The sequence below is a fragment of the Neptunomonas sp. ABH4_499 genome, from assembly GCF_056160565.1.
In genome coordinates this window covers 276,388-303,194 of the sequence record NZ_JBSWXK010000003.1, presented here as the reverse complement: position 1 = coordinate 303,194, position 26,807 = coordinate 276,388, and the positions used below count along the sequence as shown (strand labels likewise).

Annotated in this window: 22 protein-coding genes and 6 tRNA genes; 15 read left to right on the top strand and 13 right to left on the bottom strand. The window is 50.8% G+C overall.

What is annotated here, in order from left to right:
• Positions 1-87 precede the first annotated feature (87 nt).
• From ACXAF9_RS04785 to ACXAF9_RS04775, 3 genes are all read left to right on the top strand, one after another.
• Positions 88-600 (top strand): M48 metallopeptidase family protein, encoded by a 513-nt coding sequence (locus ACXAF9_RS04785; protein ID WP_475071087.1) that lies wholly within the window; start codon positions 88-90, stop codon positions 598-600.
• Positions 601-745: 145 nt separating this feature from the next.
• On the top strand, positions 746-2,896 hold the full coding sequence (locus ACXAF9_RS04780) for a CHASE domain-containing protein (RefSeq protein ID WP_475071085.1): 2,151 nt from the start codon (positions 746-748) through the stop codon (positions 2,894-2,896).
• A complete protein-coding gene (locus ACXAF9_RS04775; protein ID WP_475071083.1) occupies positions 2,889-3,644 on the top strand; it encodes a putative bifunctional diguanylate cyclase/phosphodiesterase in 756 nt (251 codons plus the stop codon). Before ACXAF9_RS04780 ends, ACXAF9_RS04775 begins: the two co-directional genes overlap by 8 nt.
• A gap of 59 nt (positions 3,645-3,703) precedes the next feature.
• Here ACXAF9_RS04775 and ACXAF9_RS04770 read toward each other — a convergent pair.
• Positions 3,704-3,790, bottom strand: a tRNA-Leu gene (locus tag ACXAF9_RS04770).
• Between the two features lie 134 nt (positions 3,791-3,924).
• Here ACXAF9_RS04770 and queA point away from each other — a divergent pair.
• From queA to serB, 7 genes are all read left to right on the top strand, one after another.
• Positions 3,925-4,971 carry a tRNA preQ1(34) S-adenosylmethionine ribosyltransferase-isomerase QueA gene (gene queA / locus ACXAF9_RS04765; RefSeq protein WP_475071081.1) on the top strand — a complete coding sequence of 349 codons (1,047 nt, stop codon included), beginning with the start codon at positions 3,925-3,927 and terminating at the stop codon, positions 4,969-4,971.
• Between the two features lie 14 nt (positions 4,972-4,985).
• Positions 4,986-6,113: a tRNA guanosine(34) transglycosylase Tgt gene (gene tgt, locus ACXAF9_RS04760; protein ID WP_475071129.1), complete on the top strand. Its 1,128-nt coding sequence runs from the start codon at positions 4,986-4,988 to the stop codon at positions 6,111-6,113.
• Positions 6,114-6,140: 27 nt separating this feature from the next.
• Positions 6,141-6,473: a preprotein translocase subunit YajC gene (gene yajC / locus ACXAF9_RS04755; RefSeq protein WP_475071079.1), complete on the top strand. Its 333-nt coding sequence runs from the start codon at positions 6,141-6,143 to the stop codon at positions 6,471-6,473.
• Positions 6,474-6,536: 63 nt separating this feature from the next.
• Positions 6,537-8,390, top strand: coding sequence for a protein translocase subunit SecD (gene secD, locus ACXAF9_RS04750; protein ID WP_475071077.1), 1,854 nt, complete (start codon positions 6,537-6,539; stop codon positions 8,388-8,390).
• Positions 8,391-8,401: 11 nt separating this feature from the next.
• Positions 8,402-9,328 carry a protein translocase subunit SecF gene (gene secF, locus ACXAF9_RS04745; protein ID WP_475071075.1) on the top strand — a complete coding sequence of 309 codons (927 nt, stop codon included), beginning with the start codon at positions 8,402-8,404 and terminating at the stop codon, positions 9,326-9,328.
• A gap of 89 nt (positions 9,329-9,417) precedes the next feature.
• Entirely contained in the window at positions 9,418-12,030 is a 2,613-nt protein-coding gene (gene rnr, locus ACXAF9_RS04740) for a ribonuclease R (RefSeq protein ID WP_475071071.1), read from the top strand.
• Between the two features lie 79 nt (positions 12,031-12,109).
• Positions 12,110-13,330: a phosphoserine phosphatase SerB gene (gene serB, locus ACXAF9_RS04735; protein WP_475071069.1), complete on the top strand. Its 1,221-nt coding sequence runs from the start codon at positions 12,110-12,112 to the stop codon at positions 13,328-13,330.
• 63 nt (positions 13,331-13,393) lie between these two features.
• Here serB and ACXAF9_RS04730 read toward each other — a convergent pair whose 3' ends face one another.
• The 12 genes from ACXAF9_RS04730 to ACXAF9_RS04675 all read right to left on the bottom strand — a co-directional run bounded on the left by ACXAF9_RS04730 (position 13,394) and on the right by ACXAF9_RS04675 (position 22,081).
• Complete coding sequence (locus ACXAF9_RS04730) at positions 13,394-15,523, bottom strand: EAL domain-containing protein (RefSeq protein ID WP_475071067.1); 2,130 nt, start codon at positions 15,521-15,523, stop codon at positions 13,394-13,396.
• A gap of 99 nt (positions 15,524-15,622) precedes the next feature.
• Positions 15,623-15,697: transfer RNA gene (locus tag ACXAF9_RS04725), tRNA-Gln, on the bottom strand.
• Positions 15,698-15,701: 4 nt separating this feature from the next.
• A tRNA-Met gene (locus tag ACXAF9_RS04720) sits at positions 15,702-15,778 on the bottom strand.
• Positions 15,779-15,794: 16 nt separating this feature from the next.
• A tRNA-Gln gene (locus ACXAF9_RS04715) sits at positions 15,795-15,869 on the bottom strand.
• A gap of 4 nt (positions 15,870-15,873) precedes the next feature.
• Positions 15,874-15,950: transfer RNA gene (locus tag ACXAF9_RS04710), tRNA-Met, on the bottom strand.
• A gap of 183 nt (positions 15,951-16,133) precedes the next feature.
• Complete coding sequence (gene ychF, locus ACXAF9_RS04705; protein ID WP_475071064.1) at positions 16,134-17,225, bottom strand: redox-regulated ATPase YchF; 1,092 nt, start codon at positions 17,223-17,225, stop codon at positions 16,134-16,136.
• Between the two features lie 10 nt (positions 17,226-17,235).
• Positions 17,236-17,826 (bottom strand): aminoacyl-tRNA hydrolase, encoded by a 591-nt coding sequence (gene pth / locus ACXAF9_RS04700; protein WP_475071062.1) that lies wholly within the window; start codon positions 17,824-17,826, stop codon positions 17,236-17,238.
• A gap of 24 nt (positions 17,827-17,850) precedes the next feature.
• Positions 17,851-18,441, bottom strand: coding sequence for a 50S ribosomal protein L25/general stress protein Ctc (locus tag ACXAF9_RS04695; protein WP_475071060.1), 591 nt, complete (start codon positions 18,439-18,441; stop codon positions 17,851-17,853).
• A 121-nt stretch (positions 18,442-18,562) separates the two neighbouring features.
• Positions 18,563-19,504, bottom strand: a complete 942-nt coding sequence (locus ACXAF9_RS04690; protein WP_475071058.1) for a ribose-phosphate pyrophosphokinase — start codon at positions 19,502-19,504, stop codon at positions 18,563-18,565.
• Between the two features lie 60 nt (positions 19,505-19,564).
• Positions 19,565-19,639, bottom strand: a tRNA-Gln gene (locus tag ACXAF9_RS04685).
• Between the two features lie 84 nt (positions 19,640-19,723).
• Entirely contained in the window at positions 19,724-20,371 is a 648-nt protein-coding gene (gene lolB / locus ACXAF9_RS04680) for a lipoprotein insertase outer membrane protein LolB (RefSeq protein ID WP_475071054.1), read from the bottom strand.
• A 6-nt stretch (positions 20,372-20,377) separates the two neighbouring features.
• On the bottom strand, positions 20,378-22,081 hold the full coding sequence (locus tag ACXAF9_RS04675) for a tetratricopeptide repeat protein (RefSeq protein WP_475071050.1): 1,704 nt from the start codon (positions 22,079-22,081) through the stop codon (positions 20,378-20,380).
• Between the two features lie 267 nt (positions 22,082-22,348).
• Here ACXAF9_RS04675 and hemA point away from each other — a divergent pair, with 267 nt between their 5' ends.
• The 5 genes from hemA to ACXAF9_RS04650 are packed head-to-tail and all read left to right on the top strand — an operon-like array spanning position 22,349 to position 26,773.
• A complete protein-coding gene (gene hemA / locus ACXAF9_RS04670) occupies positions 22,349-23,626 on the top strand; it encodes a glutamyl-tRNA reductase (RefSeq protein ID WP_475071047.1) in 1,278 nt (425 codons plus the stop codon).
• Between the two features lie 2 nt (positions 23,627-23,628).
• Positions 23,629-24,711: a peptide chain release factor 1 gene (gene prfA, locus ACXAF9_RS04665; protein WP_475071045.1), complete on the top strand. Its 1,083-nt coding sequence runs from the start codon at positions 23,629-23,631 to the stop codon at positions 24,709-24,711.
• A complete protein-coding gene (prmC, locus tag ACXAF9_RS04660) occupies positions 24,708-25,550 on the top strand; it encodes a peptide chain release factor N(5)-glutamine methyltransferase (RefSeq protein WP_475071043.1) in 843 nt (280 codons plus the stop codon). Before prfA ends, prmC begins: the two co-directional genes overlap by 4 nt.
• A 39-nt stretch (positions 25,551-25,589) precedes the next feature.
• Positions 25,590-26,360, top strand: a complete 771-nt coding sequence (locus ACXAF9_RS04655) for a HesA/MoeB/ThiF family protein (protein ID WP_475071041.1) — start codon at positions 25,590-25,592, stop codon at positions 26,358-26,360.
• Positions 26,357-26,773, top strand: a complete 417-nt coding sequence (locus ACXAF9_RS04650) for a CoA-binding protein (protein WP_475071038.1) — start codon at positions 26,357-26,359, stop codon at positions 26,771-26,773. Before ACXAF9_RS04655 ends, ACXAF9_RS04650 begins: the two co-directional genes overlap by 4 nt.
• Positions 26,774-26,807 lie beyond the last annotated feature (34 nt).

Sequence of the window (26,807 nt, the reverse complement as noted above, 5' to 3'; positions counted from 1 at the left end):
CCTCGCGTACACTAGACCCAACAAATGCCTGCTTATGCAGGCATTTTTTATGCTTTTCTTGTATTCAAATGGTTAACGAAGAAGCCCATGACCCGACCCCCTGTACTGATATACCTCAACGGCTATAGCCCTGATCTTAAAGCGCAGGTGCAATCCTTGTTGGATCAAAAGAAGACGGGCGCATGGCTAACGGGTCGCTACCCTGCCGTGCATGACTTTACAGGGGCCAAGCCCTTATACGATTACGCCATGGCGATCAAAAACCAATCCATGCGCAGCGCACCGCCGATCAGTAAGGTGGTTTACGATGATAAGATCCACGTGATCAATAACGCGCTTGGGCTGCATACCTATGTGTCGCGTGTGCAAGGCGGTAAATTAAAAGCCAAAAATGAAATTCGGATCTCTTCACTGTTTCGAAAGGTACCAGAGCCTTTTCTGAGGATGATTTTGGTGCATGAATTGGCGCACCTCAAAGAGAAAGAGCACAACAGAGCGTTTTATAAGCTGTGTTGCTACATGGAGCCTGACTATCATCAGTTGGAGTTCGACGTGCGGGTATACCTGTGTCACAAAGCGCAGTTTGGCGAGTTGTGGTAAGGCGGTTTTTCTTTTTGCTTCGCTGTACAAAAATGAACAAAACCCCGTAGTATGACATGAGTATCATCATGTCGCGGCACCATTAGCCGATAACCATTTAAACAAACGCTTTGATGCGTTCACACTATGGGGATCGTCGTTATAAATGACACAGTTCAACTTAGCAGCGAAAGGTGTTTATACCGCTCTGTTCTTACTCTACGTTGGACTGGCTTACCTCTTTTCCAGTTTTAGCCCACAAGCGCAGGTCGTCTCTCTTTGGCCGTCGGCCGGAGTTGCCTTGGCTGGCGTACTTGTTTTTCAGGCGCGATTTCTCCCAGCGGTTTTTCTGGGGTCCTTGATCTTTAACTTAGGGACTCTGCTTTGGCAGTTTGGGCACATCACCCCACCCATGATGTACGCGTCGACACTGATCGCATTGGGTGTCGTAATTCAAACTTGGGTCAACGCCCGCCTGTTGGCCTATTTTAAGATCGACATTCTGAAAGCGCCTTCGCATCGACACGTTGGTTTATTTATTGGTATCGCTTTTTTCTGTTCCTTAATCAGTGCTTTGGTTGGCAATACGGCATTGATGATCCCCATTACGGAAGCTGTCACCAACGCGTTTGATTGGAATAACGTGTTTGTCTGGTGGGTCGGTGGATTTTTGGGTGTCATTCTGGTGGCACCGCTACTGCTGAGCTTTTTAAGAAAAGAAGATGATCAATCCCAAGAACTGTTACTGCGAGGCTTGGCCATCCCGCTCTTTTTGATCGTATTGGCTTTTCAGGTGGCACAACAGTATGTCGAAGAGGTGATCGCCCGAAACTCTCTGACCGACTTTACCTTAAAGGCGAAAGTGGCCGAGAACAGCCTTAAAATTCAGATGGGACGTTACCTTGAGAGTCTAGAGCAGTTAGATTTAGCGCTGTCGCGCCAGTCAACGATAGGTAAGGCTGAGTTTGAAGCGTTGGCCCACACCTTGATGCAAGATTTACCGGGTATCCGGGCGCTGTCTTGGAACCCGATTGTAGAACCCTACGAAGTGGCTGACTTTGAAGCCTATGCACGCACTCATATTGATCCAGGCTTTCAGGTAAAAGGTGCGCCCCTTCAACCGAATGACCCGTTAGTGGTCGTAAAACTGATTGAACCCCTTGCCGAGAACCGAGCCGCGCAAGGGTTCAACGTGTATTCGAACCCTGTGCGCAAAGAAAGCATGCTGCATGCGAAAAACGGTCAAGTACCCACCGCGACGGATGTCATTCAACTTGTTCAATCCAATGCTCCTGAGCCTGGTTTTCTGATCTTCTCGCCTGTGTTTCGGGGGGAGGATCTGGGTGAAAGCTCACTGAATACCACGCAAACATTGGATGGCTTTGCGGTCGGTGTGTTCTTGGTGTCCGAAATCATCAAGGAAAGCTTCCAAGATGAGTTGATTCAGTTCATCGATATCTACATTTATGAAAATAATGACGCGTCCGACAAGGTCTTTGGTAATGAAGCGATCATGGAGTCTAAGTGGGCTGAGCAAGGCATTAGTTACACCTTTGATATGTTCTTCGCAGAACATCAATGGACCTTTAACCTGCATGTGGATGAAGACGTCGCGCTGGGGTTCCAGATCAAAGACTCCCTCAGTTTTCTTCTGGCTGAGATGGTGTTTGGCATGTTGGCGGTCTTTGTTGTGCTATCTATTTTTGGCCGGCAGGAAAAACTGCGTTATTTAGTGAATCAGCGGACTAAGGAGCTGAAAGCCCTTAACGTTGAACTAGAGCACTATGCTTTTTACGACTCCCTGACCGGTTTGCCGAACCGACGACTCTTTACCGACCGGCTCGATCAAGCCCTAAAACGGGCCGCGCGAAACGAAACACAAGTCGCGGTGCTTTTTATGGACCTTAATCGGTTTAAGCAGGTGAACGACGGGCTGGGCCATGAGTCGGGGGATCAACTGCTCCAAGAGGTCGCAAGGCGTTTTAACCAAGTACTGAGAGACAGTGATACGCTAGCGCGCATCGGTGGGGATGAGTTTACTCTGTTGATGGAGGCAAGCCCTTCGAATGAAGAGATCATCATCGTGGGACAAAAACTCTTGTTGTGCCTAAATCAGCCCATTGATATATCGGGCAAAATGATCATGACCTCGGCCAGTATCGGTGTGGCGATTTTTCCGCGAGACGGGGCTGATATTGCGGACTTGATGCGAGGTGCCGATACGGCCATGTATCATGCAAAACACAGTGCTCAGGACATCTGCTTCTATTCTGAAAGGTTGCTTTCGCAAGTCAGCCAACAACTCTTTTTTGGATAATGAACTACCGCATGCGCTTGCTAAACATCAGCTAGAGCTCTACTTCCAGCCCATATTGAACCTGCAAACCCAAAAGCACATTGGTGCTGAATGTCTATTGCGTTGGAATCATCCCACCAATGGTGTGATCTCACCGGCGCATTTTATTCCGGCGGCTGAAACCTCTGGGGAGATCATCCCCATCGGGTATTGGGTGATCGATCAGGCCTGTGCGACCGTTGCCAAGTGGCAGCGACTGCATCCTATGCTTGAAAAAATATCCGTGAACGTATCGACGCTTCAACTGCAGCAAGATGACTTTTATCAAAACGTGAAAGCCATCATCGAAAGTCATGGGATTCGCCCCGAAAAACTGCAGTTTGAGGTCACGGAAACCGCCTTGATGCGCAATGCCTCACAAGCGATTAAAGCGCTGCGTGAGTTGAAATCGTTAGGCATTACGATCGCCATCGATGATTACGGTACAGGCTACTCGGCGCTTCGATATTTAAAAATACTGCCAGTGGATGTGTTAAAGATTGATCGCTCATTTGTTCAGAGCATGTGCAGCCAGAGCCAAGACTATGCGATCGTCAAATCGACCGTTTACCTTGCATCGGAACTGGGGATTCAGGTCATTGCTGAAGGCATCGAAACACAAGCACAAGTCGATAAACTGCGAAGCGTGAATTGTGAGATGGGGCAAGGATTTTTATTCCGTAAACCGTTGCCAGAAAAAGAATATCTGAAAACGCTAGACTTGCTATAAAGGTAAGTATTCGAGAAACCATGCTTTGAGATGCACCTAATAGAACAAGGAAAAAAGCATGGTACCAGTGGCCGGACTCGAACCGGCACGCTTTTAAGGGCGGGGGATTTTGAATCCCCTGTGTCTACCAATTTCACCACACTGGCATGTGAAGTGGGGCGTATTATAGGCGAGTCTTTCTGCGCGTCAATACCTTTCTTATTTTTTCGTGCTTGAAATGTCATCCTTAGGTACAATGCACGGCCTAGTCAACTCTGATCAACCGTGACCTGTCTTACCCATGCAAGTTAAAGATTTCCATTTTGATCTTCCTGAAGAACTGATCGCAAGCTACCCGCTTGAGAAACGCAGTGCCAGTCGACTGCTGTGCCTAGAGGGCAACAGCGGTGCGTTGGATCACCGAACGTTCTCGGACATCTTATCGTTTGTGACGGATAAGGATCTGATGATCTTTAACAACACGCGGGTGATACCGGCACGTTTGTTTGGCGAAAAAGCCAGTGGCGGTAAGGTTGAGGTGCTGGTGGAGCGCGTATTGGATGAGCATCGCGTATTGGCGCATGTGCGCTCTAGCCGCTCGCCAAAACCGGGTACACAGCTGACTTTGGAAGGTCAGGTGCCGGTGACGATGGTGGCCCGACACGAGAACCTCTTTGAGCTTCGCTTTGATACGCAAGAGGGCGTTTTGTCGGTGTTGGAACAGCATGGTCATATGCCGTTACCACCTTACATGAAACGAGAAGATCAGCTTGAAGACCGCGAGCGGTATCAAACGGTGTATAACCAAAAGCCAGGTGCTGTTGCGGCGCCAACGGCTGGGTTGCACTTTGATGATGACCTGTTGGCCGAGTTAAAAGCCAAAGGCGTCCAAACGGAGTTTGTGACACTGCACGTTGGGGCGGGTACGTTTCAGCCGGTTAAGGTCGATACCATCGAAGATCACATCATGCATGCCGAGTACATTGAGGTGAGTCCTCAAGTGGTCGAGGCGGTTAAAGCCACAAGGGCGCGGGGTGGTCGAGTGATCGCGGTCGGTACGACCAGTGTTCGCTCCCTTGAAAGTGCAAGTCAATCCGGTGAGATCGAGCCGTTTTATGGCGATAGCCAAATCTTCATTTACCCAGGTTATGAGTTTAAGTCCGTGGATGCGATGATCACGAACTTCCACCTGCCTGAGTCTACGCTCATCATGTTGGTCAGCGCCTTTGCTGGATACCAACACACGATGGATGCCTACCAAGCGGCGGTTGATCAGCGATACCGATTTTTCAGTTATGGGGATGCGATGTTCATCACCCGACAAACCGATTCTGTGGAGGCGGTGTGAGCCGAACCTGTTTTATGCAATTTGAAACCCTGGCAACCCAGGGTAAAGCGCGTCGTGGACGTTTAACCTTCCCGCGTGGTGTTGTTGAGACACCGGCCTTTATGCCGGTGGGGACTTACGGCACTGTGAAGGGAATGTTACCGCGCGATGTCGAAGAGATTGGTGCACACATCATCTTGGGCAACACGTTTCATTTGATGTTGCGCCCAGGCACCGACATCATCAAGCAACACGGCGATCTGCACGACTTTATGCAGTGGAAGGGCCCTATCTTAACGGACTCGGGCGGTTTCCAAGTGTTCAGCTTGGGTAAAATGCGCAAAATCACCGAAGAGGGCGTAACCTTCCAATCCCCAGTGGACGGCTCAAAAGTCTTTATCGACCCTGAAAGATCGATGCAGGTCCAAAAAGACCTTGGCTCCGATATTGTGATGATCTTTGATGAGTGCACGCCATACCCTGCGACGGAGCAGGAAGCTGCAAAATCGATGCGTCTATCGCTGCGCTGGGCGAAGCGCTCCAAAGAAGCACATGGTGACAGCCCTTCGGCCTTGTTCGGTATTGTTCAAGGCGGCATGTATGAACACCTTCGTGACGAGTCCTTAGCGGGCCTTACCGAGATCGATTTCGATGGTTACGCCATCGGTGGCTTATCGGTAGGTGAACCTAAAGATGAGATGATCAAGGTATTGGATCATCTGGCGTACAAAATGCCAGAAGATAAGCCTCGTTACCTGATGGGTGTGGGTAAACCTGAAGATCTGGTGGAAGGCGTGCGTCGTGGTGTGGATATGTTTGACTGCGTTATGCCAACACGTAATGCACGAAACGGTCATTTATTCACCGACACTGGGGTTGTAAAACTCAGAAATGCCTCCAATAAGACAGATACTCGTCCATTGGATGAAACCTGTGATTGTTACACGTGTCAGAACTTCAGCCGCGCCTATCTGCACCATCTGGATAAATGCCACGAGATCCTCGGATCGCAACTGAACACCATCCACAATCTGCGTTATTACCAACGCTTGATGGCCGGTTTGCGCGAGGCAATTGAACAGGGTAAATTGGACGCCTTTGTAACTGAATTCTACGCCAAAAGGGGGCTTGAAGTGCCGCCTTTAGCAACTAATGAAAACTGATAATTAATTGTTGTTTCGGGAGAAAAAATGAGCTTCTTCATTTCACCAGCCTTTGCTGAAGGTGCTGCAGGCCAACCGGTTGATTCGGGTATTTTCAATATCATCTTCCTGTTGGGCTTCGGTCTGATCTTTTACTTCTTTATGTGGCGTCCACAAGCGAAACGCGCTAAAGAACACAAAAACCTGGTGAACAACCTAGCAAAAGGCGACGAAGTACTGACCGCTGGCGGTATCGTAGGTAAAGTTGTTAAACAAAACGACGACTACGTAGTACTGGAAGTCAGCGAAGGCTCAGAACTGACCTTCCAAAAAGTGCACGTTGCTGCTGCACTGCCGAAAGGCACTTTAAAAAGCATCTAAGTCACCGTGATTTAACAACGCCACCTTAGTGTGGCGTTTTCGTTTGTATAAAGGACGGGCACCATGCTCAACCGCTATCCTCTGTGGAAAAACATCCTGATTGTTCTGGTTCTGTTGCTGGGAGGTTTGTATGCCTCACCCAACTTCTTTCCAGAAGACTATGCTGTTCAGGTATCGGGGAGCCGTGATATTTACACGGTGGATCAGGCCGAACTGGATAATGTAAAGGCCGCACTGACACGTGAGAACATTCCTTTCAAAGCCGCTGAAGTCGAACAAGGCAGCGCCTTAATTCGATTAAACGACGCCGATGCGCAGCTTAAAGCCAAGCAAGTGATTGCTAACTTACTGGGCGAGCATTACGTGGTGGCTTTGAACCTAGCCCCTACCACCCCTGAATGGTTAACCGACGTTGGCGCAGGCCCTATGAAGTTAGGTCTTGACCTGCGTGGCGGTGTTCACTTCCTGTTGGAAGTGGATATGGCGCAAGCAGTTGGCCAGCGTTTGGATGTGTATGTCTCGGAGATCAAAACCAAGCTGCGTGAAGAGCGCTTGCGTTACCGAGCGGTAGAGCACAACGATGATGGCAGCCTGTCGGTTAAATTTGTCGATGCCGAAGCGCGTGATCAAGCGCAAAACTTGTTGCGTCGTGATTACACCGAGTTTTTGGTGACGACAGAAGATAAAGACGGCAGCTTCTTTGTGGTCGTCAATCTCACCGAGCAAACTCTGCGTGAGATTGAAGATTACGCCATTAAGCAAAACCTGACGATTCTGCGTAACCGTGTGAACGAGCTGGGTGTTGCGGAGCCTCTGGTGCAGCGCCAGGGTCGTAACCGAATTGTGGTTCAGCTGCCGGGTGTTCAAGATGCGGCTGCAGCGAAGCGTATCATTGGTAAAACGGCTAACCTTGAGTTTCGTCTAGAAGCGACGGCCAGCGAGAACCGTGCAAACACCGAAACGTACGAGTTTCGCAGTGAGCAAAATCGCCGTGCAACGCTAGAAAAAGACATCATCATCACAGGGTCCAGCGTATCCAATGCGCAAGCAGGCTTTGATGAAAACGGTCAGCCTCAGGTGTCCATTACATTGGATGCGAAAGGCGGTCAGTTGATGAATCGCACCACACGCGATGCGGTTAAGCGTCGTATGGCCGTGTTGTTTGTTGAACACAAACAGCGCACCATCACAGAAAACGTAGACGGTCAGTCGACCGAAAAACGTATAGCGTACGTCGAGAAAAAGATCATCTCTTTGGCGACAATCCAGTCCGTTTTGGGTAATCAATTCCGAATCACTGGCCTTGATGGGGCGGGTGAATCGTCTGAGTTGGCGCTCTTACTGCGTGCCGGAGCCTTGGCTGCGCCGATCTACTTCGTAGAAGAACGTACCGTTGGTCCAAGCTTGGGTGCTGAAAACATCAAGCAAGGTGTGTTGTCTGTCCAAATCGGTTTTGCACTGGTTCTGGTCTTCATGTTGGCTGTGTACCGTATGTTCGGTCTTTTAGCGAACATTGCCCTGTGCGCTAACTTACTCTTGCTGGTGGCGGTGATGTCGATTCTGTCGGCGACTCTGACCTTACCGGGTATTGCGGGTATCGTATTAACAGTAGGTATGGCGGTGGATGCCAACGTACTGATCTTTGCCAGGATAAAAGAGGAGCTTAAAAACGGGGTGCCAGCGCAGTCTGCGATCCATGCCGGTTTTGAGCGTGCCTTTACGACCATCTTCGATGCCAACATCACAACCTTGTTGGCGGCGGTGATTCTGTTTGCGATGGGTACGGGGCCTGTAAAAGGGTTCGCGGTGACACTGTCGGTCGGTATTATCACCTCAATGTTCACAGCGATTGTCGTCACGCGTGCACTGGTTAACCTGGTGTATGGCGGTCGTAAGATCAAGAAGTTATCAATTTAAGGTGCATGAAGATGGCTGAGAACATCAAAATCTATAACTTCATGGGCCTGCGTAAACTGGCCCTCATCCTGTCAGCGGCTATGTTGATCGCTTCGATCGCCTCATTGGCAGTCAACGGTTTGCGCTTTGGTTTGGACTTCACCGGCGGTAGCTTGGTTGAAGTCGCGTACCAAAGCGATGCGGATCTCTCGTCGATTCGCGATAAGCTGCATGACGCAGGGTTTGAAGACGCGGTTGTTCAAACGTTTGGTTCGGCAAACGATGTCTTGATCCGCTTAGGCGCCGATCATGATCCGAAACTGGGTGATAAGGTTCTTACCGCGCTTCAACAAGGTGAAGAGCAAACAGTAGAGCTTCGTCGTAACGAGTTTGTCGGCTCCCAGGTAGGTGAAGAGCTGCGTGAACAGGGCGGTTTAGGCCTGTTGCTTGCGCTCTTTATGATCATGGTTTACGTGGCGTTCCGATTCCAGTTTAAGTTCTCGCTTGGGGCGGTAATGGCACTGGCGCACGATGTGATCATCACGCTGGGCTTCTTCTCCATCTTTAATTTGGAGTTTGACCTTACGGTACTGGCAGGCGTCTTGGCGGTCATCGGTTACTCGTTGAACGATACCATTGTTGTGTTTGACCGTATTCGTGAGAATTTCCGTAAAGTCCGTAAAGGCGAACCACCTGAGATCATTAACATCTCATTGACGCAGACGTTGGCACGTACCTTGATGACCTCCTTAACCACCTTGTTGGTGTTGGTGGCGCTGGCTGTGTTTGGTGGCGAAATGATTCGAGGCTTCTCGATGGCCTTGCTAGTGGGCATTACCGTGGGTACTTACTCATCCATTTATGTTGCGGCAAACCTTTTGGTGATGCTGAGTATCTCGAAAGAGGACCTGATGCCACCGCCAAAAGAGGACCCAGAGGCAATGGACGAAGTCCCTTAACCTGCTTTACACAGGCCGGCATCTTGCCGGCCTGTTTGTTTTTATCCCATACTGTGTCTCAAGCGCAGTTTGCATGGAACTAAGATTTGATGAAGAACGATTGGAAGGATCAAGATCCAGAAGCGATCAGAGAAGCACAAAAATACGATAACCCTGTCCCAAGCCGGGAGTACATGCTGGACTTCTTGCACCAGTGGGGTAAACCGATCAGCCACGCCCGTTTATGCCAAGAGCTGAATGTGGCCGGTGAGGATTCCGTCGAGGCGGTATCGCGTCGCTTAAAAGCGATGTGTCGTGACGGACAGCTGATGTCGAATCGTAAGAACGAGTTCTGCTTGCTTCGTAAGATGGATCTGATCCCGGGTCGAGTAATTGGCCATCGTGATGGTTTTGGCTTTGTTCAGCCCGAAAAAGGCGGGGATGATCTCTTCTTGAGCCCGCGCCAAATGCGTCAGGTCTTTGATGGCGACCGTGTTGTGGTGCAAGAGATCGGTGTGGATCAACGTGGTCGCCGAGAAGGTAAAATCGTAGAGGTGTTAGAGCACTGCACCACGAAACTGGTGGGTCGATTTAAGGGCAAGGATGGCTTTGGGCATCTGCAACCTGAAAACCAGCGTATCACGCAACAGATTATGGTGATTGCCGACCCTGAAAGCGGTTTGGTGTATAAAAACGACCAGCTTGTCGTTCTTGAACTGACGCAGCAACCTGGTAAGCGCAACATGCCACAGGGTCGAGTCATTGAAGTACTGGGCGATCATATGGCGCCTGGGATGGAGATCACCGTTGCGATTCACAATTATGATATCCCGAACGAGTGGCCTGACGAGGTCAAGCAAGAGATCGGCGATCTAAAGCCCGAAGTCGAGGAATCGGCGAAAACCAATCGTGTGGACCTTCGTGATCTGCCTTTGGTGACCATCGACGGTGAAGATGCGAAAGACTTTGATGATGCGGTCTTTGCCGAGCGTAAACGCAGCGGTGGCTGGCGTTTATGGGTCGCGATTGCCGATGTGTCTTGGTATGTTCGCCCAGGTTCAGCCTTGGATATCGAAGCGCATAAGCGCGGTAACTCGGTGTACTTCCCAGAGTTTGTGGTACCGATGCTGCCGGAGCTTCTTTCGAACGGCTTGTGCTCATTGAATCCGAAAGTGGATCGTTTGGCCATGGTCTGTGAAATGACCATCAGTGAAGCGGGTAACCTGTCGGGCCATCAGTTTTACGAGGCGGTGATCAACTCCAAAGCGCGTTTGACCTACACCAAAGTGGGTAAGATGCTGATGGAGAAAGACACCGACGAGGCGCAGGCGTTACGCGGTGAATATCAAACCGTTGTGCCGCACTTAGAAACTTTGCATGACTTGTATCATGCGCTTCGTGGCGCGCGTGAGCAGCGTGGCGCTATCGATTTTGATACCACCGAAACGCGCATTCTGTTCAGCGATCAGCGTAAGATCGATAAGATCGTTCCTGTGGTGCGTAACGATGCGCACAAGCTGATTGAAGAGTGCATGTTGTGTGCAAACGTCGCGACGGCGCGCTTCTTATCCACGGCCGATATCCCGACGCTGTACCGTGTTCACGATGGCCCCAAAGCCGCGCGTCTTGAAAATCTACGTGCTTACTTAGGTGAACTTGGCTTAAATCTGCCAGGTGGCGAAGAACCAGATCCATCGGACTACCAAGCCTTGGCTGAAGCCATTGAAGAGCGTCCGGATCGTCACATCATCCAGACCATGATGCTGCGCTCCATGGCGCAAGCGGTCTACACCCCAGAGAACAACGGTCACTTTGGCTTGGCGTACACGGCGTACACGCACTTTACCTCGCCGATTCGCCGTTACCCTGACTTGCTGGTACACCGCGCGATTCGGGCGATGATCCACTCGGATAGTCAAAAGCGCACCATCAAGCGTCCAGATATTTTTGAGAAGAACCCAGCGTTTGCGTACCGCTACAACACAGAGCAGATGGTTCAGTTGGGCGAGCATTGCTCAATGACAGAACGTCGTGCCGATGATGCGACGCGTGATGTGATGTCATGGCTCAAATGTGAGTACATGCAAAACCATGTGGGCAGCGAGTACGATGGTGTCGTGTCGGCCGTGACGGGCTTTGGTTTGTTTGTGGAGCTTGAGTCTGTTTTCGTTGAAGGGCTGATCCACATTACCGGCTTACCAAGCGATTACTATCACTTTGATGCGGCTAAGCAGCGCTTGGTGGGTGAACGTACGCGTAAAGTCTTCAAACTGGGTGATCGATTGCGGGTTCAAGTCGCCAACGTAAACTTGGATGATCGTAAGATCGATTTCGAGTTGGTCGAGTTACTGGAAAAGCGCAAAGAGAGCGCAAAAAAACTCAGTAAGCGCGAGCTTCTGGCCAAAGGAAAGATCGGCCCATCGGATGACGCGCCTAAAAAAGGCACGCGTCAACGCAAAGGGGCTGGACCATCCCAAGCTGCGGATCGTAATCGACCAGCTAAAGGCGGTACTCGTACTCAGGCACCGGCCAAAAATGCCCCGAAAGGGCGCGGTAAGGCGCAAGCGGCCGCGACAGAAGCCGACCCTTTGAAGCGTGCGCTTTCTGCGGCCGAGCAAGAGGTGGCTAATTTAGCGGGACGTGGCAGCAAAGGGAAAAGCAATAAGGCCAAAAAGCGTACGGCTCGTAAAAGCACCAAGCCTGCGACGCGTAAACGTCGTTGATAGATCGGTGCCGAATGAATCGGGGGTCTGATATAATCGCCCCCATTCTTTATCCATCACAAGTGGTATACGTTTTTCGATGAAAGAGATCATCCTGCTGACCATTTCTGGCGAAGATAAGCCAGGGGTTACCTCCTCAATCACTCAGATTCTTGCCGGTTTTCAAGTAAACATCTTGGACATTGGCCAAGCGGTGATTCACAACACTTTATCCTTAGGCATCTTGGTTGAAGTGCCTAAAGAGGCGTCTGAAGCATCGCCTTTGTTGCGTGACCTGCTGTTTAAAGCGCACGAGTTGGATATGAAGGTGAAGTTTCAGCCGGTATCGGAGGCGGACTACGAGCAGTGGGTGGACGCGCAAGGTAAATCGCGTCACATCATTACGCTTTTGGCACGCAAGATCACCTCATCTCACATTGCGACCGTTACCGACATTGCTGCCAAGCACGGTTTAAACATCGATAAGATTACGCGTTTGTCTGGCCGTGTTTCCCTAAAAGACGATGTGGATGTCGATCAGCAAAAAGCCTGCGTTGAATTTTCGGTACGCGGTGCAAGCGGCGACATGGATCAATTGCGTCGTGAGTTTCTTAACACCGCCAGTGAGCTGGACGTGGACATCGCCTTTCAAGAGGATAATGTCTTTCGTCGCAGCCGCCGCTTGGTTGTCTTCGATATGGATTCGACCCTGATCGAGGCGGAAGTGATCGATGAGCTGGCAAAAGAAGCAGGCGTAGGTGATCAAGTCGTAGAGATCACCGAAGCGGCCATGCGCGGTGAAATCGACTTTAACGAGAGCTTTAAGCGTCGTGTTGGTTTGTTAAAAGGCTTGGATGCCTCCGTGCTGGAGCGCATAGCCGAGCGTTTGCCATTGACCGAAGGGGCTGAAAAGCTGGTCTCGAACCTGCGGGCATTGGGTTACAAAACGGCGATTTTATCGGGCGGTTTTACGTACTTTGCACAAGGGCTTCAGCGAAAGCTTGGCTTTGATTATGTCTACGCAAATGAGCTGGACATCGTTGATGGCGTGGTAACTGGTGAAGTCAAAGGCACGATTGTGAATGGTGACCGTAAGGCGGAACTACTTAAAGAGATCGCCGCTAAAGAGGGTATTCGTCTTGAGCAAACCATCGCTGTGGGTGATGGTGCGAACGACCTGCCGATGCTCTCAACGGCGGGCCTAGGTATCGCGTTCCGTGCGAAGCCTTTGGTGCGTCAAAGTGCCAAGCAGTCGATCTCGACACTGGGGTTGGATGGCATTTTATACCTAATCGGCTTTACCGACCGCGACTTCTCGTAAGTTTGAGTGTTGCATAAAAAACCAGCCAAGGGCTGGTTTTTTTAACTCTGTAAAACGGATGCTTTAGTTGGCTTGGTCGTGCTCAAAGAAATCGTAACGCATCTCTTCGCGCGGCTCCTGCAGGTAGTAGCCTTGAATCAGCCCCACTCCAGAGCGCCATAAGCGGCCCATCACTTTGGGGTTTTCAACCAAAGGTGCGATGGTGATTAAGCCACGATCTTTAAGGGCTTCGATCTGTTCATCAAACGCGGTGGACTCCGGTGCTTCATTTGCTAAGTCCTGAATAATGGCACCATCGAGCTTAATGTAATCCGCTGGAAGCTGCTTTAAGGTCTGCTCCGAGTTGGGAGATGAGCCGTGGTGCTTGATGCACACTTGGCAGCTGATCTTTTTCAGGTTCGCAACCAGCATCTTCGCGTGATTGAGGTGCGTCGAACATTCACTTTCGCTGAGCTGGAAGACGATGTGATTCGCTGGGATTCGGTATTCCCGAAGCAATGTGGCCAGCCAGTTGAGCAGTTCCGGATCTCGCCACGTGCGTTCAGAGAGACTAATGAACAGGCGATGTTGCAGATTGCGGTTCAGCTCTTCACGCAGACGTTTAATGGACGCGGAGATGACCCAGCGGTCCATCATAATGTTGAGCTCTTGATCTTCCAGTGCTTCATAAAAAAGAGCCGGTGAGAGCACGTTTTGCTCATCATCGATCAATCGGAGTAGCACTTCGTAATGGCTGCGGTCGGTGCCATGAGAGAGCGGTACAATCGGCTGGAACAGCAGCTTAAACTGCTGGTTAGCAACGGCTTGTTTCATCGCGGCGAGCTGACGGTTGTCAGAGGTGCCTGATGCGGTTTTCTCAGGTACGAACACCATAACACCATTGCCGTTTTTAACGCTCTCTGCGGCTAAACGAGCGCGCTCCACAACCTGATGCGTACCGGGTGCGCCATCGGTGATGGCGGCAATGCCCACCGAACAGCTGGTTGGCAACGTATGTTGCTGGAACACACAGGTAATCTCGTTAAACGCATCGCACAGCTTTTTCCCCAAGGCTTGGGCTTTTTCGGTGCTAGGGTCTTGGAAAATCAGTAAGAAACCGTTATCGACCAAGCGACCTTTGATATGGACGGGGTTGATCTCGGTTTTGATGACATCGGCAAGATCACGAATCAAATGGCTGCTGGCATCGTTGCCCATCTCGGAGCGGACTTTATTGAAATGATCCACCTTGATGTACAAAAGGTTGCAGTCATGACCGCCATCCAGAGCGGACTGTAGCGTCTCATCAAGACGACGCAACATGAATTCAGCGTTGTACAGACCGGAAATAGGGTCGTGCTCTTTAAACTCTTTAGCGGCCTCCGGAATGGATTCGGCACGTACCGTTACCTGAATGCAGGCCTGATCTTGATAGCGTGCTTCTTGAAGCTCAATGTGTGCACTAAATTGCGAATCATCGATGCGTCTTGCGGTCAGCTGGAAAATCAGTTCTTTCAGTTTGCTATCAACAAAGGTTTTGAGCTGCTCGTTAAGCTCGTCACGATCTTCCTGAACCACGAATTGCTCAAGGAGTTTGCCTTTAAGTTTTTCAGGTTCTTCGTAGCCGAAAATGCTTGAAAAGCTGTTGTTGGCCAGCAGGAGTTTTTGATGATCAAAGTAGGCGATCGCCAGTGTGGATTTCTCCATCAGTGTGCGGCAACGCTTTTCCGCCTCGTTGAGCATCGCTTCGGCTTGGCGCATCCGACGGCGGCTCTCAAGGTTATCGAGTTCGCGACGAATGGTGATTAACAGGAGCTCTTTTTCATCCAGTGGAACCACAGCCTGCATGTTGCTTTTTAAGCCTTGTAACAGCAAACGGCTGTCGGCATGCGGCACTAACTGGATCACAGGGATATCTTTATCAAGACGCTTTAAATGATGAATGGCGTGTTTCGCCGTAAAATCGTCTCGGTCTTGTGTGCAGATGAGCAAATCCCACGAGCGCTCGGACAAAGCATCCAAAAACTCTTGCTGGGTAATGATTTGACGACCGCGTGGAGCAAGACGTGCGCCGCGCAGCAGTGAAATTATGGGGTCCATTTCTTCAGGGCGTAGGCCCAGAAACAACATTTGCACATTCTTACGAAGACGTTGCTGGCGCTGATTCGACAAGCGCTGGAGCAGTGCGTCAGATGTGGTTGTTGCCTCTATCATGCTTAACTTCCTTATCCATCCGGGATAACAATCGACTAAGTGTAACCTGTTTAAATACGGCTGTCAGTCTTGGGAAGATCAGAGAAGGAGAGAAGAAGATGGCAGGGGTAGCTGGATTCGAACCAACGCATGACGGGATCAAAACCCGTTGCCTTACCGCTTGGCTATACCCCTACAATGGTGGCAATGGCGGGACTCGAACCTGCGACCCACGCATTATGAATGCGTTGCTCTAACCAACTGAGCTACATTGCCTAAAATTAAGGTCGATTGGCAGGGGTAGCTGGATTCGAACCAACGCATGACGGGATCAAAACCCGTTGCCTTACCGCTTGGCTATACCCCTGCAATGGTGGCAATGGCGGGACTCGAACCTGCGACCCACGCATTATGAATGCGTTGCTCTAACCAACTGAGCTACATTGCCATGCAATCGAGGCGCGAATTATTCTCTTTTTTTAGAAATGTGTCAACCCTTTTGACGCAGGATTTTTCCTTAACTTACGGTTTTTTAACCTTAAAGGGGAAAATCGACTTACCAAGGGCGCAAGCTAGGTGAAAACGAAAAAAGCCAGGTCAGTGCCTGGCTTTTTGAAGTGTGGATATGTGCTTAAACGTTGAAGCGGAAGTGCACGACATCGCCGTCTTGGACGATGTATTCTTTGCCTTCTAGACGCCATTTTCCGGCATCTTTTGCACCTTGTTCGCCGTTGTATTCGATGAAATCAGCGTAGCTGATCACTTCGGCACGGATAAAGCCTTTTTCAAAGTCGGTGTGGATAACAGCGGCTGCTTTAGGCGCCGTTGCACCGATCTGAACGGTCCATGCACGAACCTCTTTAACCCCTGCCGTGAAGTAAGTTTGCAAGCCAAGTAACTGGTAGCCAGCGCGGATAACACGGTCAAGGCCTGGTTCTTCCATGCCAAGGTCGTTCAAGAATTCTAAGCGCTCTTCATCATCCAGCTCGGCGATTTCCGATTCCAGCTTGTTGCAGATCGCAACCACTTGGGCGCCTTCTTCGGCTGCTAGAGCTTGGACTTTTTCTAAATGTTCGTTGTCTTCAAAGCCATCTTCATCCACGTTAGCAATGTACATGGTTGGTTTGATGGTCAGCAGGTGGAAGCCTTTTACCACTTTTAACTCGTCATCGGTGAGTGTCACAGAGCGAGCAGGCTTGCCTTCTTCCAGATGCGGAATCAGCTTTTCCATTAATTCTTTAGCGCGGACAGACTCTTTGTCACCGCCTTTAGCCAATTTCTGAACGCGTTGAAGTTGTTTTTCCAAGGAGTCTAGGTCGGCCAGTGCGAGTTCGAGGTTGATGGTCTCGATGTCAGCAATCGGGTCGATTTTGTTGGCAACGTGAATGACGTTTTCGTTTTCGAAGCAGCGTACAACGTGTGCGATGGCGTCGGTTTCACGGATGTTCGCCAGGAATTTATTACCCAGACCTTCACCTTTTGATGCGCCAGCAACTAAGCCTGCGATGTCAACGAATTCCATAGCGGTTGGCACAACGCGCTCTGGTTTTACGATGGCTTCTAAAGCGTCTAGGCGCGGGTCCGGCATAGGTACGACGCCAGAGTTGGGTTCAATGGTGCAGAACGGGAAGTTCTCAGCATCGATACCGGCTTTGGTCAGAGCATTGAAGAGTGTTGATTTGCCGACGTTAGGTAGGCCAACAATACCGCATTTAAAACCCATATCTTTACCTTTATTCGCTTTTGAAGCTGTGCAGCTGATTCATGGCTTTCGCCCATTCTCCCTCAATCGCCAAAGAGGTGTAGCGTAACGATTCGTCGATGGCGTCTTGAGTGCGCTGGCGCTCAGAGATAGGGGCTTTATTGAGTACGAAATTCGCAACCGCTTTAGCATTGCCTGGATGGCCAATACCTAAACGAAGGCGATAAAAATCTTTGTTGTTTCCCAATTTGCTGATGATGTCTCTTAGGCCGTTGTGACCGCCATGGCCACCGCCTTTTTTGAAACGCGCAACACCCGGTGGTAGGTCAAGCTCATCATGAGCGACCAAAATGCTTTGGGGTGGAATCTTAAAAAAATTAGCAAGCGCAGAGACGGATTGCCCACTTAGATTCATAAAAGTCGTGGGTATCAGCAAATGAACCGGTTGGCCGTTAATCATGGCTTTGCCATAAAGACCAAAGTACTTCTTTTCCGGTTGGAGGGAGGTGAGTTGTTGAGCAGCAAGCTGCTCAACAAACTCGGCACCGGCGTTATGGCGGGTTTGGTCGTATTGAGCCCCGGGGTTACCAAGGCCAACAATTAACTGAATCCGATCGTTCATGCCGGTATGTCTGGTCGTTTAGGCTTACTTAGCCGCGCGAGCACCGCGAGGAGAGTAAACGTAACCGATGCCTTGGTCGTGGTCTTCACCGCGACGCAGAGCTGCGATCTCAACACCTTCTGGCAGAGCGATGTCAGACAAGTGAAGGATTTGGCCTGCTTCTACTTGAGACAGGTCAACGCTTACTTGTTCTGGCAGATCTTTAGGCAAGCAAGTGATCTCAACAACGTTTGCTTCAACTGCGAATTTAGCCGCTGCTTTAGCAGGTGCTGATTTTTCGAAGTTTACGAAAGCAACAGGTACTTTGATCTTGATCTTAGTGTCGTCGTTTACGCGCTGGAAGTCAGCGTGCAGGATAACAGGCTTAGATGGGTGACGTTGCAGGTCTTTCAGGATTACGCGAGTCTCTTCAGAACCTACTTTCAGGTTCAGAATAGAAGAGTAAAAGCGATCGTCTTCCAGTTGCTTAACCAGTTCACGGTTTTCTAAAGAAACCGCAGCTGGCTCAGAACCGCCGTATACGACACCAGGAACTAGGCCTTCACGACGCAGGCGGCGGCTCGCACCTTTCCCCTGATCGTTACGGGCAGCAGCATTAACTACGAAATTTGACATGGTTTAATACCTTCTAAAAATAAATAAGCTGCAAAACCCCGCGACCAGAGCCTTGCAGCATCATTACGACCGATGATTCGGTCAATTCCCTTTCGGGGTGTGTTCAGTGAATGCTCTGCAATTAGCGGAACATTGCACTGATGGATTCTTCGTTACACACGCGACGTACGGCTTCAGCCAGCATCGGTGCCATGGTTAGTGTGCGGATTTTGTCGCACTTTTGACCGGCTGGTGACAGAGGAATAGTGTCTGTCACAACCAACTCATCCAATTGAGAGTTGATTACGTTATCGATGGCTGGGCCTGACAGTACAGGGTGTGTAGCGTAAGCGATAACGCGAGCGGCGCCGTTGTCTTTCAACGCTTTAGCCGCTTTACACAAGGTGCCGGCGGTATCGCACATATCATCAACCAGAATACAGGTACGGTCTTGAACATCACCGATGATGTTCATTACCTGTGATTCGTTGGCGCGCTCACGACGCTTATCGATGATGGCCAGATCGCAATCCAGCTGTTTTGCCACCGCACGTGCACGTACAACGCCGCCTACGTCCGGGGATACAATCATCGGGTTTTCGTATTGCTGATCAACAATGTCGTCCAGCAGTACAGGTGAGCCATAAACGTTATCCACAGGGATAGAGAAGAACCCTTGGATTTGGTCAGCGTGTAAGTCAACCGTTAACAGACGGTCAAAACCTACTGTTGTCATCATGTCCGCAACAACGCGAGCGCTAATAGGCACACGAGCAGAGCGCGGGCGACGGTCCTGACGGGCGTAACCAAAGTAAGGTACAACCGCTGTGATACGAGCCGCCGATGCACGACGCAAAGAGTCCGCCATTACGATCAACTCCATTAAGTTGTCGTTGGTCGGTGCGCACGTGGATTGGATGATGAAAACGTCTTTACCACGAACGTTTTCTTGGATTTCTACGCTGACTTCTCCATCGCTGAAGCGTGCAACATGCGCTTTACCCATTGGAATGTCGAGTCGTTCTACGACCTTCATACCAAGATCTGGGTTAGCATTCCCAGTGAATACCATCATTTTAGACATGGAAAGTACCTTCTCGGACTGTTCAGCATTGGAGATCATGTGGGAGTTCTTTAAATAGGTTGGCAGGGGTAGCTGGATTCGAACCAACGCATGACGGGATCAAAACCCGTTGCCTTACCGCTTGGCTATACCCCTGCATACTCAGGAATGCTCCCTGAAGAAGGCCAGTATTTTCTTAAAAAGTTGGTATGAGGTCAACCCAAAATTGAAATTTGTCCGCTAGGGGGCGATTGGCATCCATTGGCGCAGAATCAAGGTGAGTGTCAGATCATCGCGTTTGAAGATCACTTTACCGGGCAAGGTGCTAGGCACACCAGCGGTCGTTTGTTGCGTAAGGTCGACATAACGGCTGTATTCGATATCCCATCCCAGTTGTTTTAACTGTGACAGGCGATTGTCTTCATATTCTGCTTTGTACTTGCTGTCTGGGGCGGGTAAACCTTTGATCCAGTAAGTAGCTTGGCGAACAGGCAGTGCCCAACCAAGGCGCAGTGCCAGTAACTCTTCTGGGGTGGCGGCTTGCAAGGGTGGCTCGCCGGCAATGAGCAGAGTTGCGTAGTATTGGTCACCACTGACTTCGGCTGCACCTTGTCCAAGTGGGCCTTTGAAACGGATGGTGTAAGCCTGATCATCTTGAAGCCAATCAAAGGTGGCGGTTTGCGAGTCAGACTCGGTGCGAATGCCGATTTTGCCGTTAAGTGTGAACTGATCAAACGCCTCGGCTTCGGCTTGGTAGCTTTCCCAGCTGGTTGAAGGGGTATCCGAAGCATCTTTTTGAGTAAAAGAGGAGCAGCCTGCTAAAAATAAAATAGCCAATGCGGTAGGGACAGCAAGCAAAGTACGAAGGGTAACGCGGGAAAACAGCATGGTCGATTAATGTCCTTGTAACGCATCTTGTACGGACGACAGGTGCGGGTCGCCCGGAAATTCAGATTGCAACGCCGTAAAGAGCGCTTTGGCCTCTGGCCATTTGTTTTGTGCCGCCAGTACCGTCACTAAGTGACTGCCCACTTCGGGGTCGCGGTACAGTGCAAAGGCTTTCTTAAGGTAAGCTTCGGCTTCATCCAAACGGTTGAGTTTGTACAACACCCACCCCAGAGAGTCGATGATGGCGGGCTCTTCGGGTTTAAGCTTAATGGCTCGGTCCAGCAGCTGATACGCTTCTTCGTAGCGGTTTGTGTAAATCACCAGCGTATAGCCGTAGGCGTTTAAGGCCATGGCGTTGTCTGGGTCTTGATCAATGATGAACTTAAAGTCGGTTTCCGCCAGCGGGAACTGCTCTTGAGGTAAGATCATTCCGCGCATGTAGCGAAGACCTAAATCGTCTGGGTATAGCTCAATCCCCTGATTCAGGATGTGGATCGCATCGCTCAGTCGGCCGTGCTGACGTAGCCAATCGGCTTGCAGCTGAATCAGATCGGGTGCAAGGGATGGGTGCTGATTGATGCCTTCTTCAAGCGCCAGTGTTAGGCGTTCTTGATCATCATCGGTATCCATCAAGGCTGCAGCACGGGTGTAGGCTTGAAGCACGTTTTTGCCTTCGCTGACTTTTAAGTACTGGCGAATCGCATCTTCATTGCGGTCTTGTTGCTCGGCAATCAGGCCCAAATAGAAGAAAGGTGCCGTGTTTGTGCCATGGTGTACAACATCGCGCAGCATTTTTTGGCTGTCATCAAGCTGGTTGTAATCCAATGCCAGCAAAGCCAAGTACAGGTGCAGTTGCTCATCGTCGGCTTGGTTTTCGATCAAGGTCTGACTGAGTTTTACCGCAGGCTTAGGTCGGTCGGCTTTATAAAGGGACTGTATTTTCAACAAAGACAGTTGTTTGTTATCAGGGTCTTTTTTAAGCAACTGATCCAAAATCGCCAGTGATTGCTGGGTTTTGCCCATGTCGCGTAATAGGTCGGCTTTCTGAACACTGGCCTCAGTAAAGCTGGGTTTATAGCGCAGCGCTTGGTTAAAGCTTGCAAGTGCCGCCTCATTTTGACGGGCTTGGCGTTGCAAAATACCGAGCGTCATCCAAGTGTCCGGCTCGTTTGCGCTTGCGGCCAGATGCTGCTGTACCGGTGCGGCAAATTGCTGAGCAACCTCAGGACTCATGGCGCGCGCTTGAGTGTTCAGCAAGAACAGAATTTGACGCCCCTGCTGGTTAAGTGCCTGAGTGATGTATGGGATCGCATCGTCGAAACGGCCTTGGTGGATGTACAAACCAGCGAGCAGTTCTTGAGGCTCAGGGCTGTTTGACTCGTGTTTTGCCCAGATGCGCGCCGCCTCCTCAAGAGAGGCTTGGTCTTTGCTGAATTGGGCGATGCGTGTTGCGCGGCGAATGATCTCTGGGTCGCCCGTCAGGTCCGCTTGTTTTAAATACTTATCTAAAGCGATGTCGAAACGTCTTTGATGTCCGGCCATTTCGGCCACCAAAATATCAAAGACGGTCTCTCCGTTCAGCTCGCCCTTGGTGTATTGAGCTGGCGGTGATAGGTAATCTAAAGAGGGTTCGCTGCTTTTAGGAACCACACTGCAGCCTGAGAGTAACGCAACGCTTAGGCTGGCGATGAAAAAGGCGTTTTTAAACACAATCCGCTGTCGATCCTTTAGGTGATCATTCGACTATAAGTAATTGATCGCACGATGTCACTGGCTTTCAAACCAGTTTAGTCTGGATTACAAGGGATTGGTTCCAATCCTGAATTACAGAATTTTTAGAGGAAAACGGCGTTGAAAGCGAAAATGGAAAGATCTGTATCAAGAGTTGAGTGCATGGGATGTTTTCTGTTTTAGCCTATTAGCGTGTATCATTGGCGGCTCGTTAAACCGTCTCTGTCCGTGTAGTGAACGAAGTCGATGTCTCTCCTTGCTCTGGGTATCAATCATAAAACAGCGTCTGTCGCCGTTCGAGAGCGCGTTGCATTTACGCCTGAGCAATTGGTGGACGCCCTTGCGGCCGCAAAAGAGCACGCCGCGCTAAAAGAGGTCGCGATTTTATCCACCTGCAACCGGATGGAAGTGTATTGCTCTTCGGATGCCACCCAACAGGATCAAGCCATTAATGGACTCCTGCAGTGGCTGAGCCGCTACCACAACGTCAGCCTGGATGATCTAAAAGCCTGTTTGTACATGCACCAAGAAGACGATGCCGCAAGGCACATGATGCGTGTTGCCAGCGGTTTGGATTCGTTGGTGTTGGGCGAGCCGCAAATTTTAGGGCAGTTAAAATCGGCGTTTACGTTATCTCAAGAGCATGGGTGTTTGGGCGCTGAATTGGGTCGGCTGTTTCAGCAGACGTTTTCGGTGGCTAAAAAAGTACGAACCGATACCGCCATTGGCGAGAATCCGGTGTCCGTTGCGTATGCGGCCGTAAGTTTGGCACAGCATATCTTTACAGACCTTCGAGACAGTAAGGCGTTGCTCATCGGCGCGGGCGAAACCATTGAGCTTGTTGCACGTCACCTTAAAAATGCCGGAGTGCGCTCCATTACCGTGGCAAACCGAACACTGAACCGAGCCCTTGATTTAGCCAACGAGATTGATGGTCATGCGGTGCTGCTGGGGGATATTCCAGACGCCTTGCCGCAAGCGGATATTGTGATTGCATCGACGGCCAGCCAGCTGCCTATCTTGGGTAAAGGCGCGGTAGAAGCGGCGTTGAAAAAACGCAAACATCGCCCCATCTTTATGGTGGATATCGCGGTACCGCGTGACATCGAGCCGCAAGTCGCGGAGTTGGACGATGTTTATCTGTATACGGTGGATGATCTTCGTGAAGTGATCGAAGAGAACCAGCGCTCACGTGAAAACGCCGCTCGGGAAGCGGAGGAGATCATTGGTGAAGGCACTGATGAATTTATGCGCCAACTGCGTTCGTTGGCGGCGGTTGATACCGTGACGGCTCTGCGTGGTCAGTACGAGTCCGTACGTGATGATGAAATTGCACAAGCGCTGAAACAGCTTGAAAAGGGTCAGTCCGCAGAGCAGGTGATTGCGGAATTGGCTCGGCGCTTAACCAACAAAATGCTGCATTACCCAACCATTGAGCTACGCAAAGCCAGTGCCGAAGGTCGGGACGATCTTCTAGAGGCCGCTCAGCAGCTATTTAACCTTACCGATTCCAATAACGGATAACTATGAAAGAGTCTATTCGCACTAAGCTTGAAAAGCTGGTCGATCGTTTTGAAGAATTATCAGCGCTGCTGAGTGATGCGGGTGTGATCACAGATCAAAACCGTTTCCGTGAATATTCCAAAGAGTACGCCGAGCTTGAGCCGGTGATTCAGTGCTTTAAAGCATTTGAACAAGCCGAGAGCAACCTTGAAGAAGCCGAGATGATGCTGCAAGACAGCGATCCGGACATGCGCGAGATGGGTAAAGAGGAGCTTGCTAGCGCCAAAGACGAGATCGAACGTCTGGAAGGCGAGCTGCAAATTCACCTCTTACCGAAGGATCCGAACGATGGTCGAAGCGCCTTCCTTGAGATCCGTGCGGGTACCGGCGGTGATGAGGCGGCGATCTTCTCGGGTGACCTGTTCCGCATGTACTCCAAATACGCCGAAACACAAGGCTGGCGTATTGAGATCCTCAGTGAAAACGAAGGTGAACACGGCGGCTATAAAGAGTTGATCACCCGCGTGGTGGGTGAGGGTGTATACGGCCAGCTTAAGTTTGAGTCGGGAGCTCATCGTGTGCAACGTGTCCCTGAAACCGAATCACAAGGGCGTATCCACACCTCGGCGTGTACCGTTGCAGTGATGCCTGAGATGGACGAAGCTGCAGCGATCGAGATCAATAAAGCCGATTTACGCATCGATACTTTCCGCGCCTCAGGTGCCGGTGGTCAGCACGTTAACAAAACGGATTCCGCGATTCGGATTACCCACATCCCGACCGGTGTAGTGGTCGAGTGCCAAGAGGAGCGCTCGCAACACAAGAACCGTGCGAAAGCGATGGGGCTGTTGGCTTCTCGACTGCAAGCGGCCGAAGATGAAAAACTGGCTAAATCACAAGCCTCTGAGCGTAAGAGCTTGGTGGGCAGTGGTGACCGCTCCGAGCGCATTCGTACCTACAACTATCCTCAAGGTCGTGTGACCGATCACCGCATCAACCTTACCCTCTACAAGTTGGATGAGGTGATGGAAGGTAAGCTTGGCGAGGTGATCAATCCATTGCTGCAAGAATACCAAGCTGAGCAGCTTGGGCAGTTATCGGAATGAGTCTAACGATTGCTGATGCGCTTGGCCGAGCAACAGAGCTTAGCGCGGTCAGTGATTCTGCAAAAGTGGATATCGAGCACTGCCTGTGTCACTTGTTGGCGTGCTCGTCCACCTACCTTCGTACTTGGCCTGACAAGTCGTTAACGGATTCGCAAGTGGGCGAGCTGGATCGCATGATTGAGCGTCGCAAGCAGGGCGAGCCCATCGCCTATATTCTGGGTTATCGCGCGTTCTGGAGCTTTGATCTGGAAGTGTCCCCCGATACCCTGATCCCCCGAGCCGATACCGAATGCTTAGTCGAGCAGGCCCTAGCGCTTTCGTTGCCCAAAAACGCCACTGTGCTGGATTTAGGCACGGGCACCGGTGCCATTGCGCTGGCGCTTGCCTCAGAGCAGCCACAATGGCAGGTGGCCGCGGTTGATTTTATGCCGGGTGCCGTTGCGCTGGCAGAACGTAATCGTACGCGTTTGGGGTTATCTAACGCGTGCGTCATCCAAAGCGACTGGTTCAGTGAGGTGTCGGGACGCTTTGATCTGATTGTCAGTAATCCGCCGTACATTGACCCAGAAGACCCGCATTTGGATCAAGGCGATGTACGCTTTGAGCCGAAAACCGCACTGATAGCAGATCGCCACGGTTTGGCCGATATCGAGACCATCATTGATCATGCGCCAAACTATTTACACTCTGGGGCATGGCTCATGTTTGAACATGGGTATGACCAAGGCGCGGTCGTACGAGATCGACTGGTCGCGGCGGGGTTTGGCTTGGTGCGTACCGAGCAAGATTATGGCGGGAATGATCGGGTCACCTTTGGGTGTTGGCAAGCGGAGCCATAACACGCAATCATCAACCGCACCATGAGTAAGAGCACAGGCATGGATACATTGGACGATCAGCAATTACTGCGATACAGCCGACAAATCATGTTGGGGGATGTCGATATTGAAGGTCAGCTTGCATGGCTTAACAGCCGAGCGCTGATCATCGGTGCGGGTGGTTTGGGTAGCCCCGCGGCACTCTACCTAGCGGCGGCTGGGGTGGGTACTCTGGAGATCATTGATGATGACCATGTGGATTTGAGTAACCTTCAGCGTCAAATCGCCCACACAACTGATCGCATTGGTGCCAGTAAAGTGGCCTCCGTTAAAGCCGCTATTCTGGCGATCAACCCTGATACGCACGTTGAAACCTGTGATCAACGCCTTGATGAGACCGCGCTTTTAGAGCGGGTTGATCAAGCGGATGTTGTGCTGGATTGCACCGATAACTTTGAAACGCGCTTTATCGTAAACCGCTGCTGTGTGCGCACTAAGACCCCTTTGGTGTCGGGCGCCGCGATTCGGATGGAAGGCCACATCAGTGTGTTTAATGCAGCCGATGATCAAAGCCCATGTTATCAATGTTTGTATCCACCGGATCAAGAGGAGCAGCTCACGTGCTCTGAAGCGGGTGTCCTGTCTCCTTTGGTGGGCGTGATTGGATCCATGCAGGCGCTTGAAGCGCTTAAAGTTTTGGCGCCGTTGGGCGAAACCTTGATGGGACGCTTGCAGGTGTATGACGCGAAATACGGTCAGTGGCGTACATTGAAACTCAAACGTGATCCTGCGTGTCCAATCTGTAACCCAACACTCAAGGAGTCCTCATGAGCGATCAAGACACCATTCGTACCGTGCTCGAGCGTACCCGTACGATCGCACTGGTTGGCGCAAGCCCAAAGCCGCATCGTGCGAGCTATCAAGTGATGCATTTCTTGATCAACGAGGGCTACACCGTTTACCCGGTTAACCCATCGCAAGCCGGTTCTGAGATTCTGGGCCAGCGTGTGTATGCTTCGCTGGATGAGATAGAACATCCCATCGACCTTGTGGATATCTTTCGAAACGCTGTGGATGCGGGTGGCGTTGTGGATGAAGCCATTCACGTGGGCGCAGGCGCTGTTTGGATGCAGTTAGGCGTGATTAACGAAGAGGCGGCTCAGCGTGCGCATTTAGCCGGATTGGATGTAGTGATGGATCGGTGTCCGGCCATCGAGATCCCAAGGCTGAAAGCCTTAGCGTAACTTAAAAAAACCGGGGCTTAATCAGTGAGAGAGG

Excerpts from the sequence above, each read along its gene's own strand:
- ACXAF9_RS04785 (WP_475071087.1), top strand. The coding sequence starts at position 88 with ATGACCCGACCCCCTGTACTGATATACCTCAACGGCTATAGCCCTGAT.
- ACXAF9_RS04780 (WP_475071085.1), top strand. The coding sequence starts at position 746 with ATGACACAGTTCAACTTAGCAGCGAAAGGTGTTTATACCGCTCTGTTC.
- queA (WP_475071081.1), top strand. The coding sequence starts at position 3,925 with ATGCAAGTTAAAGATTTCCATTTTGATCTTCCTGAAGAACTGATCGCA.
- tgt (WP_475071129.1), top strand. The coding sequence starts at position 4,986 with ATGCAATTTGAAACCCTGGCAACCCAGGGTAAAGCGCGTCGTGGACGT.
- yajC (WP_475071079.1), top strand. The coding sequence starts at position 6,141 with ATGAGCTTCTTCATTTCACCAGCCTTTGCTGAAGGTGCTGCAGGCCAA.
- secD (WP_475071077.1), top strand. The coding sequence starts at position 6,537 with ATGCTCAACCGCTATCCTCTGTGGAAAAACATCCTGATTGTTCTGGTT.
- secF (WP_475071075.1), top strand. The coding sequence starts at position 8,402 with ATGGCTGAGAACATCAAAATCTATAACTTCATGGGCCTGCGTAAACTG.
- rnr (WP_475071071.1), top strand. The coding sequence starts at position 9,418 with ATGAAGAACGATTGGAAGGATCAAGATCCAGAAGCGATCAGAGAAGCA.
- serB (WP_475071069.1), top strand. The coding sequence starts at position 12,110 with ATGAAAGAGATCATCCTGCTGACCATTTCTGGCGAAGATAAGCCAGGG.
- ACXAF9_RS04730 (WP_475071067.1), bottom strand. The coding sequence starts at position 15,523 with ATGATAGAGGCAACAACCACATCTGACGCACTGCTCCAGCGCTTGTCG.
- ychF (WP_475071064.1), bottom strand. The coding sequence starts at position 17,225 with ATGGGTTTTAAATGCGGTATTGTTGGCCTACCTAACGTCGGCAAATCA.
- pth (WP_475071062.1), bottom strand. The coding sequence starts at position 17,826 with ATGAACGATCGGATTCAGTTAATTGTTGGCCTTGGTAACCCCGGGGCT.
- ACXAF9_RS04695 (WP_475071060.1), bottom strand. The coding sequence starts at position 18,441 with ATGTCAAATTTCGTAGTTAATGCTGCTGCCCGTAACGATCAGGGGAAA.
- ACXAF9_RS04690 (WP_475071058.1), bottom strand. The coding sequence starts at position 19,504 with ATGTCTAAAATGATGGTATTCACTGGGAATGCTAACCCAGATCTTGGT.
- lolB (WP_475071054.1), bottom strand. The coding sequence starts at position 20,371 with ATGCTGTTTTCCCGCGTTACCCTTCGTACTTTGCTTGCTGTCCCTACC.
- hemA (WP_475071047.1), top strand. The coding sequence starts at position 22,349 with ATGTCTCTCCTTGCTCTGGGTATCAATCATAAAACAGCGTCTGTCGCC.
- prfA (WP_475071045.1), top strand. The coding sequence starts at position 23,629 with ATGAAAGAGTCTATTCGCACTAAGCTTGAAAAGCTGGTCGATCGTTTT.
- prmC (WP_475071043.1), top strand. The coding sequence starts at position 24,708 with ATGAGTCTAACGATTGCTGATGCGCTTGGCCGAGCAACAGAGCTTAGC.
- ACXAF9_RS04655 (WP_475071041.1), top strand. The coding sequence starts at position 25,590 with ATGGATACATTGGACGATCAGCAATTACTGCGATACAGCCGACAAATC.
- ACXAF9_RS04650 (WP_475071038.1), top strand. The coding sequence starts at position 26,357 with ATGAGCGATCAAGACACCATTCGTACCGTGCTCGAGCGTACCCGTACG.